At 53.5% G+C, this 14,370-nt stretch carries 11 protein-coding genes and 2 tRNA genes; 8 read left to right on the top strand and 5 right to left on the bottom strand.

Going from position 1 to position 14,370, the window contains the following annotated elements:
- Positions 1-9 precede the first annotated feature (9 nt).
- From atpA to DS739_RS00665, 3 genes are all read right to left on the bottom strand, one after another.
- Complete coding sequence (gene atpA, locus DS739_RS00680; RefSeq protein ID WP_035353893.1) at positions 10-1,545, bottom strand: F0F1 ATP synthase subunit alpha; 1,536 nt, start codon at positions 1,543-1,545, stop codon at positions 10-12.
- Entirely contained in the window at positions 1,545-2,168 is a 624-nt protein-coding gene (gene atpH, locus DS739_RS00675) for an ATP synthase F1 subunit delta (RefSeq protein ID WP_006116700.1), read from the bottom strand. Before atpH ends, atpA begins: the two co-directional genes overlap by 1 nt.
- A gap of 287 nt (positions 2,169-2,455) precedes the next feature.
- Positions 2,456-2,529 (bottom strand) — tRNA-Gly (locus DS739_RS00665).
- Positions 2,530-2,753: 224 nt separating this feature from the next.
- Between DS739_RS00665 and DS739_RS00660 the strand changes: the two genes are divergently transcribed.
- The 4 genes from DS739_RS00660 (at position 2,754) to DS739_RS00645 (ending at position 5,487) form a co-directional block, all read left to right on the top strand.
- A tRNA-Trp gene (locus DS739_RS00660) sits at positions 2,754-2,830 on the top strand.
- 144 nt (positions 2,831-2,974) lie between these two features.
- Entirely contained in the window at positions 2,975-3,169 is a 195-nt protein-coding gene (gene secE / locus DS739_RS00655; protein WP_003629800.1) for a preprotein translocase subunit SecE, read from the top strand.
- Between the two features lie 4 nt (positions 3,170-3,173).
- On the top strand, positions 3,174-3,704 hold the full coding sequence (nusG, locus tag DS739_RS00650; protein ID WP_003629802.1) for a transcription termination/antitermination protein NusG: 531 nt from the start codon (positions 3,174-3,176) through the stop codon (positions 3,702-3,704).
- Between the two features lie 148 nt (positions 3,705-3,852).
- Positions 3,853-5,487 (top strand): NAD-dependent malic enzyme, encoded by a 1,635-nt coding sequence (locus tag DS739_RS00645; protein WP_006116697.1) that lies wholly within the window; start codon positions 3,853-3,855, stop codon positions 5,485-5,487.
- Positions 5,488-5,543: 56 nt separating this feature from the next.
- On the opposite strand, the gene DS739_RS00640 is transcribed toward DS739_RS00645, so the two are convergent.
- Positions 5,544-7,499: a S9 family peptidase gene (locus DS739_RS00640; protein ID WP_035353898.1), complete on the bottom strand. Its 1,956-nt coding sequence runs from the start codon at positions 7,497-7,499 to the stop codon at positions 5,544-5,546.
- A 181-nt stretch (positions 7,500-7,680) separates the two neighbouring features.
- Here DS739_RS00640 and DS739_RS00635 point away from each other — a divergent pair, with 181 nt between their 5' ends.
- Together DS739_RS00635 and DS739_RS00630 are read left to right on the top strand one after the other, a co-directional pair.
- A complete protein-coding gene (locus tag DS739_RS00635) occupies positions 7,681-8,343 on the top strand; it encodes a DedA family protein (protein ID WP_006116695.1) in 663 nt (220 codons plus the stop codon).
- Positions 8,340-9,290 (top strand): SDR family oxidoreductase, encoded by a 951-nt coding sequence (locus DS739_RS00630; protein WP_006116694.1) that lies wholly within the window; start codon positions 8,340-8,342, stop codon positions 9,288-9,290. The genes DS739_RS00635 and DS739_RS00630 overlap by 4 nt, the downstream gene beginning before the upstream one ends.
- Positions 9,291-9,343: 53 nt before the next feature.
- On the opposite strand, the gene DS739_RS00625 is transcribed toward DS739_RS00630, so the two are convergent.
- Entirely contained in the window at positions 9,344-11,692 is a 2,349-nt protein-coding gene (locus tag DS739_RS00625; RefSeq protein ID WP_006116693.1) for a helicase-related protein, read from the bottom strand.
- Between the two features lie 318 nt (positions 11,693-12,010).
- On the opposite strand from DS739_RS00625, the gene DS739_RS00615 reads away from it, so the two are divergent.
- Positions 12,011-12,907, top strand: coding sequence for a ferredoxin--NADP reductase (locus tag DS739_RS00615; RefSeq protein WP_006116692.1), 897 nt, complete (start codon positions 12,011-12,013; stop codon positions 12,905-12,907).
- A gap of 60 nt (positions 12,908-12,967) precedes the next feature.
- Positions 12,968-14,365, top strand: a complete 1,398-nt coding sequence (gene gorA / locus DS739_RS00610; RefSeq protein WP_006116691.1) for a glutathione-disulfide reductase — start codon at positions 12,968-12,970, stop codon at positions 14,363-14,365.
- Positions 14,366-14,370 lie beyond the last annotated feature (5 nt).

The raw sequence follows: 14,370 nt of genomic DNA, 5'->3' as shown, positions 1-14,370 counted from the left end.
TCTACCCTCTTAGCCGGCAAAGTTGCGGTTGAAGGTTGTCAGGTATTCTGTCAGGCGCGCTTCCAAATCTTTGGAAATGGCCTTTTCCTTTTTAATGGTATCCAGAATATCTTTACCTGCGCTACGCACATCGTTCAGCAGCGCACGCTCCCAACCCACAACCTTATCGACAGCAATACCATCAACAAAACCACGGGTGCCGGCAAAGAGCACAACAACCTGTTCTTCAACGGTAAGCGGAGAAGACTGACTCTGCTTCAGCAACTCAACCAGACGAGCACCACGTGCCAGCATCTTCTGAGTTGCCGGATCAAGATCAGATGCAAACTGAGAGAACGCAGCCATTTCACGATACTGCGCTAGTTCTAGCTTAATCTTACCCGCAACCTGCTTCATGGCCTTGATCTGTGCAGCAGAACCCACACGAGACACTGAGCCACCCACGTTTACCGCAGGACGAATGCCGCGATAGAACAGGTCGGTTTCAAGGAAGATCTGACCATCTGTAATGGAAATAACGTTTGTCGGAATATAGGCAGAAACGTCACCAGCCTGTGTTTCAATAACAGGCAGAGCCGTAAGAGAACCAGCGCCATATTCGTCAGACATCTTCGCAGCGCGTTCCAGCAAACGGGAATGCAGGAAGAACACGTCACCCGGATAAGCTTCACGGCCTGGCGGACGACGCAGCAGCAGGGACATCTGACGATAAGCCACAGCCTGCTTAGAAAGATCATCGTAGCAGATCAGGGCATGCATACCGTTGTCACGGAAGTATTCACCCATTGCGCAAGCAGCATAAGGCGCCAGATACTGCAACGGAGCCGGGTCAGATGCCGTGGCCGCAACGACGATGGAATATTTCATCGCGCCTTTTTCTTCCAACAGACGCACAAGCTGCGCAACTGTGGAACGCTTCTGACCGACGGCAACGTAAATGCAGTACAGTGACTTTTTATCGTCACCTTCATCATTCACTGTTTTCTGGGCAAGAATAGTGTCTGTCAGAATGGTGGTTTTACCAGTCTGACGGTCACCAATCACCAGTTCACGCTGACCGCGACCAACTGGCACGAGGGCATCAATAGCCTTAATACCGGTCTGCATAGGTTCATGCACGGACTGACGCGGCATAATACCCGGCGCTTTTACTTCAGCGCGGCGCAACTCAACGTCCGTCAGTGGGCCTTTGCCGTCGATCGGGTTACCCAGACCATCAACAACACGACCAAGAAGCCCCTTACCGACAGGGACGCTCACCACCATGCCGGAACGTGTGACCGTGTCACCTTCACGGATGTTGGTGTCGTCACCAAAAATAACGATACCGACGTTATCGCTTTCCAGGTTCAGGGCCATGCCCTTCTGACCGGCGGTCGGAAAGTCCACCAGTTCGCCTGACATTACATTCTGCAGGCCGAACACACGGGCAATACCGTCTCCAACAGACAGAATCGTGCCGGTTTCGACAACATCAGATTCCTTGTCGAACGAGGCAATCTGCTGCTTGAGGATATCCGAAATCTCTGCGGGACGGATTTCCATCACGCGGCTCCCTTCATGGCGTAATGCAAACGAAACAGGCGAGTCTTAAGGCTGGCGTCATAAAGCTTTGCCCCCACCCGCACGACCAAACCGCCGAGGAGGGAGGAATCGACACGCTCGCGAATATTAATACGGGAGTATCCGGCTTCTGCCAGCCGTGCCTGCACTTGGGCACGCTGCTCAGGCGTAAGCGGATAAGCGCTGGCAACTTCTGCCACCACTTCACCCCGGCGGGAAACAGCCAACGCATCAAGCGCAGCCAGAATCCGGCGCAAAACAGGCAGGCGGCGGTTATCAGCCACAACGCCTACAAAATTACGAAGAGTCTGCCCGAACCCCTGCGCCTCAAGCACAGCCAAAACGGCTTTGCGAGATACAAGGACATCAAGACGCCTGTCTTCCAGGACTGTGCGCAAAGGCGCACTTTCATCAATCAGGCGCGCAAGTGCGGCACCTTCATCAAGCACTGCATCCAACTGGCGCTGTTCGGCTGCAAGATCATAAAGCGCCGTTGCATAACGGCCTTCAAGACCATTGGAAGCAAAAGCAACCGGTTGTGCTGTCGTTACGCCCGAGGCCACCACTCTTTTGGTTCTTTCCTTCTGTGCGCGCCGGCATTCCACACTAACAAACTCTGACGGTGCCGCAGCTTATCCGTTAAAGGCCTTACAGCACGCAACCATCGGCGCGGCCTCTAGCATGCTCATCAGCCCCACGCAACATCCCTGACGCGCCATTTTTATTTCCGCACCTGTTTACACCACCAAAAGCGTGCAAAAACAGGCTATAAACCACCACAAACCACGAAACACAAAAAGACGCCAGACACGTAATAAAAAACTCACCCTCAACATCTACGAGATGCCACGGCGAGAATTTTTGAACTGCCAAATTTTTGGGAAATGTAAGATGGAGCGGACAGAGGGAATCGAACCCTCCTCAGTAGCTTGGAAGGCTACTGCATTACCACTATGCTATGCCCGCATATTTCTTGTGTTTTTGCCACTAACCCCAAAGACAACATTTTGCAAGTTTGAAGAGAAAATTTTTGATCACACGCTAAAAAAGAGCGGGCACTTGTTGTTTCCCTCTTGACTTTAAGCCCACAACATATTTTCTTCCGCCACCTGCAAAGGCTGCTGTTAAGTGGCTGGTCAGGCTGGCGGTTATCCGTTATAGCTTTGATCCAGCTACGGCAGACAGGCTGTAGGGGTGTAGCTCAATTGGCTAGAGCGCCGGTCTCCAAAACCGGAGGTTGTGGGTTCGAGACCCTCCACCCCTGCCAGGTTTAAGATTGCAGGTTCTGCGCCGTAGTTTCCGCCTCGTTTTTCTAAGTTTCAACGCGGAAATCCTGTGTGGAATGTGTGGTGTATTCAGGACTGCCACCGGAAAAATATCCGGTTTCCGTGCAGTGTAGAAAGGGTGGTTCGTGTCGTTCAGTCCCGGTAAGTTCCTGCATGATGTGCGTGCCGAGGCGGAACGGGTCACATGGCCCACCCGCCGTGCTACCTTGGTTACCACGGGCGCCGTTCTGGCCATGGCAGGCATGGCATCCATTTTCTTCTTTTTTGTTGACCAGCTGATCGGTCTCGGTGTGCGTCAACTTTTCGGGCTGGGAGGCTAACGACATGGCCAAGCGCTGGTATGTGGTTCACGTCTATTCGGGCTTCGAAAAGAAAATTGCCCAGCACATTCGCGAAGAAGCGGAACAGAAGGGCCTGAGCGACCATATTGATGAAATTCTGGTGCCTTCCGAGGAAGTCATTGAAGTGCGTCGTGGCCAGAAGGTGAATACGGAACGCAAGTTCTTCCCCGGCTATGTGCTCGTCAAAATGGAAATGACTGACGAAACGTGGCACCTGGTAAAAGACACGCCAAAGGTTACGGGCTTTCTAGGAACCAGAAATCGCCCTACCCCTATTTCTGCGGCCGAAGCTGAACGCATTATCAAGCAGACAGAAGAAGGTGTGCAGCATCCTCGTTCTGCCGTATCGTTTGAAGTGGGTGAGCAGATTCGTGTGGCAGATGGTCCGTTCACATCCTTCAATGGTGTAATTGAGGAAGTAGACGAAGAAAAAGGCCGCTTGAAAGTAAGTGTCTCCATTTTCGGGCGCTCCACACCAGTGGATCTGGAATACAATCAGGTGGAAAAGCTGTAAAATCAGCTTTCCCATTTGCAAGAACTCAAGGCGGCCTTGGTGCCGCCTTTTTTATTGTCTTAACCCAGACCTGCTGTTTTGCACCCTTCCCCTCTGCATAAAAAACCGCTGTAATCTTGCCCTTGGCCTCACAATTCATGGAGTTATCATGCCATCTGCTTCCACGCCCCAACTGCGAGGAATGGCCCTTCTTAATAATGCGCACCTGAACAAGGGCACGGCGTTTACCGAGGAAGAGCGCCGCCTTTATGGGCTGGAAGGACTGTTACCCACACAAGTTGAAAACCTAGACAGGCAGGTAGAGCGTATCCACCGCCATCTTGAGGCCAAACCCAGCAATCTGGAACGCTACATCTATCTGAGTGGCCTGCGCGACCAGAACGAAACCCTGTTTTACAAGGTTTTAATGTCTAACCCGGCCCGATTCGTACCAATTGTGTACGCACCCACGCTGGCCGCCGTATGCCAACAGTTCAGCCATATCTATCGCCGTCCGCGCGGCATGTATATCAGCTTGGATATGCGTGGCCGCATTAAAGACGTGCTGCGCAACTGGCCTATGGAAAATGTTCGCTTTATGTGCGTGACCACAGGCGGCCGTATTCTGGGGCTTGGAGATATTGGCGTAAACGGCATGGGTATCCCCATTGGTAAGCTGGATCTGTATACGGCTTGCGGTGCAGTACCTCCCGATTCGCTTTTGCCTGTGCAGCTTGATATTGGTACCACAAACAGCGCCCTAAGAGCCGATCCTCTGTATCTGGGCCTACGGCGTGAACCACCCCCGATAGAAGAGCTAGATTCTTTTGTGGAAGAATTCATTCAGGCCGTGCAGGAAGTTTTCCCGCAAAGCTGTATCCATTTTGAGGATTGGAAGGGCACAGATGCCCTACGCTACCTCAAGAAATATCATGATCGTGTGCTGTGCTATAATGATGATATTCAGGGCACAGCTGCCGTTACGCTGGCTGGCCTGATTACAGCCTTGAAAATCAAGAACGAATCGCTGGCCCAACAACGCTTCTTGTTCTTGGGAGCGGGTTCCTCCGGCATCGGCACTGCCGATATGCTGGTTTCCGCCTTGAAACAGGAAGGGCTATCTGAACAGGAAGCCATTGACCGCATTACATTGATGGATGTGAACGGTCTTTTAGAAACATCCCGCTCTGATCTGCTGCCTGAGCAGGAACGTTTTGCCAAAAATCTTCCGCCATCACGTGATCTGCTGGGCACGATCAAAACTGTTAAACCCACAGTGCTGATTGGTGTTTCCACTGCTGGCGGTTCTTTCACCCAAGAGGTGGTGGAAGAAATGAGCAAACTGAATGAACGCCCCATTATTTTCCCGCTTTCTCTGCCACAGAAAAATGGGGAATGCACGGCTGAGCAAGCTTATGAATGGTCTAAAGGCCGCACACTTTTTGCAGCAGGCCTACAGTATCCGGAAGTGACGTATAATGATCGTACGTTCTATCCGGGCCAGGCTAATAATTTCTACATCTTTCCGGCTTTAGGGCTGGCCGTATATGCTACGCGCCCCAAGCTGATTACAGATGAAATGGTGATTGAAGCCGCACAGGCTCTGGCAGATCAGGTAGATCCGGCAGCGCGTGAACGGGGCCGTTTGTTCCCGCCACAAAGCGATATTCTGGAAGTGTCCATCACCTCCGCCACACGTATTGCGGAGTTTATTTTTGATAAAGATGCCGCAACCGTTGAACGCCCCACAGACATTCGGGCGTGGATTGAAAACCTGACTTACAAACCACGCTATACAGACTGACCACGGACAGTGGCTGAAGGAACAACCGTCCTTCAGCCATTTTCCATTTCTACAGGTTAGTTTTGCGTAGCAAATCCAAACACACGGGCATAAAAAGCCAACTCTTCCGCAAAAGCGGCACGAATAGTCGCCTCCTTACGGAAGCCATGCCCTTCTCCTTCAAACTCTCGTAAAGTTACCGGAGTGCCTGCTGCTTTTAAGGCATCCGCCATAGAATAGGCCTGTTCTGGCGGCACAACTTTATCGTCCATGCCCTGCAACAACAGCACCGGTGCGCGAATCTGATCGGCAACGAAGATTGGAGAGCGCTGTAGATAAAGTGCCTCAGCTTCTGGCCACGGGCCAATCAGACCATCTAGGTAGCGTGCTTCAAATTTATGTGTTTCCTGCGCCAAGGCTCGCAGATCGGTTACGCCATACAGGCTCACACCTGCTGCAAATATATCTGAAACAGCCAACGCTACCAGTACGGTCATGCCCCCTGCACTGGAACCACGAATAGCTATGCGATTCGGATCTACTCGCCCCGATTCCACAACGGCACGGCAAGCAGACAGACAATCTGCCACATCCACCACACCCCACTGGCCTTTCAGACGATTCCGCCATGCGCGCCCGAATCCGGTAGAGCCACCATAATTCACATCCAACACAGCAAAGCCGCGAGACGTCCACCACTGGATTTTAAAAGATAGTCCTTCCTGCGCCCGAGCTGTGGGGCCTCCGTGCACCTGCACAACCATGGGGGGTAACTCACCCTTTGGCACAGATGCATGCTGGTTGGTAGGAGGGTAAAAGAAGGCATGGCCACATAGGCCATTTTCTCCGTCCACCGAAAAACGAATCGATTCGGGAATGGAAATATCTGCCGCATCCAGCCGTTCTTTTGATGAACGCTGCAAAATAATCTCTGCCCCATTCTCTGGCATACCCACCACAACAGAAGGCAGCGCATCTGGCGGCGCTTGCAACCAGGCAAAACGACCATCTGCCAAGGGAACGGGGCATTGATCGGGTTTGGCATGGAAGATGCGGTAATCAGAGGCTCGATCCGGTTTTATCCAGCATGTTGCCTGCCCCTGCGTAACTGCCAAAATCAGACAGCCCTCATTTTTAAGCAGTTGATAACTACTCTGCCCAAATACCCATGCAGGCTGCCCTATCTCTCCTTCTGGGGCAGGATAGCGGGATAAAGTTGGGTTGTTTTCCTGCCAATGGACGTTCCATATAGTCCAGCTTCCTGAACGATCAGACAGAACCAGTAATCGCCCATCAGATGCCCATCGCGGCTCTATAAGCGATTCGCTTGTTTGTTCACCTGCCAACACACGGGCATCTGCAATGCCGCAGATTTCGCCTGAAGCATTTCGCTGAACACGGGCAAGACACAGGCGCGTAGCATCCCACGGCATGTTGGGGTGATCCCACTCAACCCACGTCACCCATTTCCCATCTGGTGAAAAAGCCGGGGCCGCATAAAAATCTGCTCCAGCTTTAAGCACGACACCGGCTTTGTTGCCCTGCACGTGTAACGCCACCAGTGCCGTTTTGGCTTCTCCCGCTTTTTGGTGATCTTCCCGCACGGCCAGCACTGCTTCAGAATTCACATCAAACCGCAGATCTGCAAACCGAAGCCCTGCCTCTCCGGCCATAAAAACCGCTTCTGTTTCTGATTCCCTACGCAGCCACACATTTCCTGTGCGTTTATCAGAATAGGCAATGCTCCCGCTTTTAACCGCATAAGCTCCGCCACCATACTCGTGCACGCGGGTTGCTACATCTGTATCTGGCGTCAGTGCTTCAGAGGCCCCTTCTGCCTGAGTCCACCGCATCAGCACAGAGCGACCTGCCTCTGCAGGGCGCCGTTCCAGCCAGAAAACTGTATTTTCTACGGCCCGAACCTCGGAAAAGGTCAGTGTCTTTCCTGCCACCAGATCCGGCGTAACAGGAGAAGGCCATGTGCCACACGGCATTGGCTGTACAGAAGAAGAAAAAGGAGGTGTGTTATTCATGCAGATATTTTTACCATTCCGACTGTTGCATCCAGAAAAACATGCGCCCAGACACTGCACGTGTTAAGCATTCCGACATACACTCTTACGCAGAATGCTTGACATAACAGAACCTGAACGGTTTCTGCCGTGAGCAGTCTCGTGCTCTGTCTAAATTGGATGTTCCGTTCTGTTACACTCTTTGCACAATTTCTTTTCGGTAGATTACCTAAGCAGCCTTTTCGCCCATTACGGTTATGGGGTGGTAGGGGTTGTGGTAATGCTAGAAAGCATGGGCTTTCCGCTGCCAGCAGAAAGCCTGCTTATTACCGGAGCGCTGTTTTGTGCCACAACGCACAAACTGCATATTGAGGGCGTAGCACTGGCCGGAGTGCTGGGCGCCATTATGGGCGACAATTTTGGCTATCTGATTGGCCATCTTGTTGGGCTAAGAGTGTTACAAAAATACGGGCCTAAAATTGGCCTCACATCTCAGCGCCTTTTGCTAGGGCGCTACGTTTTTCTTAAACATGGCGGCCCGGTTGTATTTTTTGGGCGGTTTATTGCCGTGCTACGTATGTTTGTGGCCCTGTTGGCTGGGGCGAACCATATGCCGTGGCATACGTTTCTGCTCCATAACGCACTTGGTGGCATATTCTGGGCGGGAGGCTACACGCTTGTTGCCTATCTGCTGGGCAATGAGATCCTCCGGCTTTCCGGCCCTCTGGCTATCGCCTTTGGAGCGGTGGCCTGTATTGTGATTGGGTCTTTGTTCATATTCATCAAGCGCAATGAAAAACGTCTGACGGAGGAAGCCATGAAAGCAGCCGAGCAGGATGAACGCCTGAAAGTTCTTCCCTCATGACAGGGCGCAGAGCATGGCGCGTTAACCACAGCCAGCCTGACCTAAAAGGGCAGGTTGCTCTTGTAACCGGTGGCAATAGTGGGCTGGGGTTTCAGGTTGCTTTGGGGCTCGCGCATAGGGGCGCACGTTTATTGTTGCCTGTAAGGCATGCAGAGCGTGGGCGTGAGGCCGTATCCCGCATCAAAGCGGAATGTCCAAATGCACAGATTATCCCATTGTCTCTGGATCTTTCTTCGCTCCAGTCTGTCGCAGAATGTGCAGCCGCTGTTACAAAATATACGGATAGGCTGAACCTGCTGGTCAACAATGCGGGCGTTATGGCCCCAACACGCCGTAGGGAAACCAAAAACGGGTTTGAGCTTCAGTTTGGGGTGAATCATTTAGGACATTTTGCCCTGACAGCCCATTTGCGACATTTGTTGGAAAGTGCTCCGGGCGGAGGTGTTGTTGTAAGTGTTGCCAGTTTGGCAGCCTGCAAAGGCCACATTCGCTTTGATGATCTGCAATCCCGTTATCGCTACAGTCCTTTTGGGGCATACCAGCAAAGTAAGCTGGCCAACCTACTTTTTGCCATGGAATTGGCACGCCGGGCGGGTGAGCAAGGGTGGAATGTGCATGCGCGCGCAGCACATCCTGGCTGGGCCAGCACATCCATTATTGCTAATGGGCAAGCCGCTAGTATGCCCGCCCCTCTCGGTCGTATTGAACAATTTCTGGGCAGCATCGTTCTGCGCGTTATGGGGCAATCCGCTGCGCATGGGGCTGAGCCTATTTTGTACGCAGCACTGTCCCCCACCGCGCGAGATGGGGATTATTACGGCCCACAAGGATATCAGGAAAGACGCGGCCCACCCGGCCCGGCCCATATTCCTCCCACTGCGCGCAAAGGCAGCACAGCCGCACGCCTATGGGATGTTTCTGAAAGGCTGACCGGCACAAGCTGGTAATATCTTACAAAAAGGGTGGTGTCTCATGAAACCAGACACCACCCTTTTTGTATTCAAAATCGGGTCGAACGGCGTGTGCGGCTCTGCTGCCGTAATACGCTTTCAATCCAATCATTCAGCCTGCGCGTGGTATCCTCCGCTTCTTCCCGATCTGGGTAGATTTCGGGGAAGCGTAGCGCCAACCAACGCCATGCCACCAAACGCTTGTGCCGTTTTTCGGCCCGTTCCAGCTCTTCACGCCCTGCCCGCTCACTTGGGGGTAAACGGCCTGTGCCCGGTGGCAATACGCGCCGCCCTGCCGCATGATCTGCCGCCCAACCCACCAAACGGCGAATACCATTATCTCGGTCATCCACCGGGCACATGGCGTAAGACCAGCGCGTTGTCAGATCCAAGCCTTCTACCCCTTCCAGAGCAGATGCAATGGCAAAAGCCTGTTCCATATCTGACAAGCGATAATTCGGATCATCTTTACGCAACACGGCACGGTGAATCCGTGAGAGAACACCATACAAGCTTTGAGAGCCAATTTCCGTTGCCACAGCTTTCACAATATCAGCATCGGGCTGTACATATGGTCTCAAATCATCGGGCTGTTCTGGGTCTGCTTCCAACTGTCGCCGAATAAAGGTTGGGCTGCCCGCACCAGCAAGAACTGCAACAACACCGGTTTCATGCTTGCCAAAACGGCCCGCACGCCCGCCAATCTGCTTTACTTCCTGCACGGTTAAATCTCGCGTCTGGCGGCCATCGTATTTTTTCAGGGCCGCAAATACCACACGCTTGATAGAAAGATTAAGCCCCATGCCAATGGCATCTGTGGCCACCAGAATATCGGCCTCTCCATCATTAAAACGCTGTGCTTCGGCACGCCGCACCTCTGGGCTTAACGCTCCATACACCACGGCCACACGTTTGCCGTGCTGAAGCAGGGCTGCGCGTAAATCCAGAACTTCACGGCGGGAAAATGCAATCAGCGCATCCCCTGCCCCCAGATCCGCCAATCGCACAGGGTGCGATGCCGCACGCAGCGGGCTTTTGCGCTCCAGAGAAATTTCATCCAGCGGATCACCGCACAGTTCGGCAATACGCCGCACCATGGGAATACAATCTGGTGCCCCCAATACATAGAGATGGCGCGCGGGTGCCCCCATAATAGCGGCTGTCCATGCTGCACCGCGGTCTGTATCAAACAGCATCTGGGCTTCATCAATAACAGCTACATCTACGGGGCTGTAAAACGGGCACATTTCTACGGTTGCAGCCAGATGCTTGCTGCCCGGCACCACAATCCGTTCTTCACCCGTGGAAAGAGACGCCTCAACACCTCTAGAAGCCAGCGCTTCACGAAATTCATGAGCCAATAATCGCAACGGGGCTAAGGCCAGACCACTTTCGGCTTGTGCCAATGCGTTCAAAGCCGTGTAGGATTTACCGCTATTGGTTGGCCCTGTAACAAGCGTAATCTGCCGGTTGAGCGCACGTGCTGTACGAAAATGCGCAGCATAGCGGTCTAACGCCGCCACGCGGGCAATAACGGAATTGGCCACCTTGCGGCCCATATCCGGTGCCGTTTTGGAACCACCAATTTCTGCCCCACGGCCATTATCTTTCCGCCACTCTCCCACCTTACCACGCAAGGCCACCAAAGCAGCCGGATCAAACTCCCACCGTTCACGCCCGCCGGATTCGCGCACCTTTCTGGCAACCGGCAAACGGTTTTCTGCAATCCAGCGCAAAGCCTCACGCTGGGAGCAGCGCAGCAGGCGTGGCACTTCAGCAAACGGAACAAGACTTTCTTCCCACTCCCGCAACCGCGCTTCTTCCTTGTTGCGCTTTTGGCGGGCTGTCTGTTCTATTTTACTGGCGGCCTGCTGCCTGCGGGCTTCATCCCGCCGGGCCGTTTCAAGAAACGGGTCTCCCTCTGGCAGGCCAAATGCCACGGCAATAGCCATAAGCAGCAAATCTGTCTGATCTGGAGAGAGCACGCGCCCTGTATCCACCAGATCAGCCTGCACCGTTTCAAACACTGCTCTGGGTGTTGGTGCATACCCACGTAGGCGAGACTCGGCCACGGGCGCAAGCGCACGCTCTAGTGCCTTATCATCGGCCTGCGGGTCTGTAATACCAGAAACCGCTTCTTCTATTTCTTCCCGACTAATCCATATTCGCCCACTGCGGCGTGTTTTATCCAGCAAGCGGGAAATCCAGCGCTTGCGCCGCACCTGGCACAAAACCTGCAGGTAGGTTTCATTCGGCACCTCATGAGCACCCGGCTCAAGATTGCGGGCAAGGCGACGAAGAACTTCGTGTTCTTCCTTGGCCTCTGGGGCAATGGTGGTGTGGGCTACAGCGTAGGCAAGAGCCTGACGGGCTGGAGAAGCAGAGCTGTCTGACGTCATGCCTTCTCTCTTGCGTCATCCTGCGGGCCGGAACAATGCCTTGGCGGCATACTTCATACAAAATAAATCAAAAATCTGCCTTGCCCCCATGGCCTGATTTGGCCATTGTGGCACCCCCACCCCACCCAGCAGACAGAAGCGGCAGGCGGTTTTCAGCCAGTTACGTGTTGCGCGAACACGTTGTGTGATGAATTTACACTGGCATTAGACGCCTCACCCTTCTAAAAACGCCGCCAGCAAGAAATTCACGGTGCTTTTGTATCTACTACGCAAAGGCACATTGTTCTGATCTGCTACAAGCGGAGTACATAGCGGTCCATGTCTGAAACCATGCTTGAAAACGATATCCTGCCACGGATGTCCGCCTCTGAAGTGCCCAGCGGCCTGCTGCCTGTTGATGGACAGGAAGGCGTGTGGCATCTCGCCCCGCCAACCAAAGAATACGGGCACCTTTACCCTGCCAAGGTTCTGACCGTTCATCACTGGACGGACCGCCTGTTCAGCTTCACCACCACCCGTGACCCCGGCCTGCGCTTTGAAAACGGCCAGTTTGCCATGATCGGGATTGAAGTAGACGGCAAGCCCCTGCTGCGTGCCTATTCCATTGCATCCCCCAATTATGCGGATGAAATGGAATTTCTTTCCATTGCTGTGCCCAACGGCCCGCTGACATCCCGCCTGCGCCACGTAAAGGTGGGTGATACGGTGCTGATCGGCCGCAAACCAACCGGCACATTGCTGCTAGATAACCTGCGCCCCGGCCGTAACCTGTATTTCCTTTCTACAGGCACAGGGCTGGCCCCGTTCATGAGCCTGATCAAGGATCCGGAATGCTACGAACGGTATGACCACGTTATTCTGACACACACCGTACGTCTGTCTGGTGAGCTGGCATATTCCAACCATATCCGCCACGAACTGCCACAGCACGAGTTCCTTGGAGAAGATATCAAGGAAAAGCTGCTATATTACCCAGCCGTTACGCGTGAAGACTTTGCCGTAACAGAACGCATCACCAAGCTGATTGAATCGGGCAAGATCTTCACGGATCTGAACATTCCTGAGCTTGACCCGGAACATGACCGCGTCATGATCTGCGGTTCTCCAGAAATGCTGGCTGATACAGAAGCCCTGCTGCGTGCGCGTGGGTTTGATGAAGGCAACATGTCCACCCCAGGTGCATACGTGGTGGAAAAAGCGTTTGCTGAAAGATAAGGCACACGTTTTTATGCCCAATACCGCCGCTTAAAACACATTATTAAAGGAGCGCTCCCCATGAGCTATGATTTTGATCTTCTGGTTATTGGGGCGGGCTCCGGCGGCGTACGGTGCGCGCGCATTGCAGCCAGCCACGGTGCGCGCGTTGCCATTGCAGAAAGCCGACATTGGGGCGGCACCTGTGTAAATTTGGGCTGCGTGCCCAAAAAGCTGATGGTGCAGGCCAGTGAATACGGCGATATGGTAGAGGACAGCCACGGTTTTGGCTGGACATCCACCCGCGGCACGCATGACTGGGGCAAGCTCATGGCCGCCAAGGATCGGGAAATTACCCGCCTGAACGGCATTTACGTCTCCATGCTGGAAAAAGCCGGTATTACACTCTTAACCGGCCATGCCCGGTTTGTAGATGGACATACCATCTGCATTGAACCTTCTTCCCTTGCGCCGGACGAAGCCCCCCGCACTGTTACGGCAGAACGCATTGTTATTGCCACTGGTTCCACCCCCGTAAAACCTGATATCCCCGGCAAGGAACTGGCAATTACCTCTGATGAGGCTTTCCACCTGCCACAGCGGCCAGAACGAGTGGTTATTATTGGCAGTGGATATATCGGGATTGAATTTGCCGGTATCTTTGCAGGCTTGGGTTCTCAGGTAGATCTGGTGTACCGGCGTGATTTGCCGTTGCGCTGTTTTGATGAAGAAATGCGCAGCGCCATGGCAGAAGCCATTGATGCACGCGGCATTACCCAGCACCGCCACACCTGCCCCACCGCCATTACCAAAGATGGCACAGACCTTGTGGTTACGCTGGATAATGGCCAGCACCTGCGCGCAGATTGCGTTTTTATGGCAACAGGCCGTCGGCCCAAAATTGATGCGCTGGGACTGGAAAATACAGCCATCACCACAGCAGATAATGGGCGCATCAAAGTTGATACCAATAGTGAAACAGCCCAGCCGGATGTTTACGCCATTGGCGATGTAACAGACCGCATCAACCTGACCCCCGTTGCCATTGCAGAAGGCCATCATCTGGCTGACCACCTGTTTGGCAAAGGCCCTGCCCGCCAATGGTGCTACGCCACAACCCCCAAAGCTGTTTTCTTTTCTCCCCCATTGGCAACCGTTGGGCTGACAGAGCAGGAAGCCGCCCGTAATGGCACGGTGGACATTTATTTCACTCGCTTTACCCCCATGCGGCACACCCTGACCGGCCGCACACGTAAAACAGTGATGAAACTGGTTGTGGACCAAAAAAGCCAAAAGGTTGTGGGGGTGCATATTCTAGGGGATGACGCACCAGAAATGCTGCAAGGTGTAGCCATTGCTGTAACGGCCGAACTGACAAAAGCAGATTTTGACCGCACAATTGGTATTCACCCCACATCGGCTGAAGAGCTGGTGACCATGCGTACCCGCACGCGGGAAACCCCGAAAGCTGAAGGATAATTCCC

This window comes from Acetobacter sp. JWB (assembly GCF_003323795.1).
GTDB classification, from domain to species: Bacteria; Pseudomonadota; Alphaproteobacteria; order Acetobacterales; family Acetobacteraceae; genus Acetobacter; species Acetobacter oryzifermentans.
This window is presented reverse-complemented; position numbering and strand designations above follow the sequence as displayed.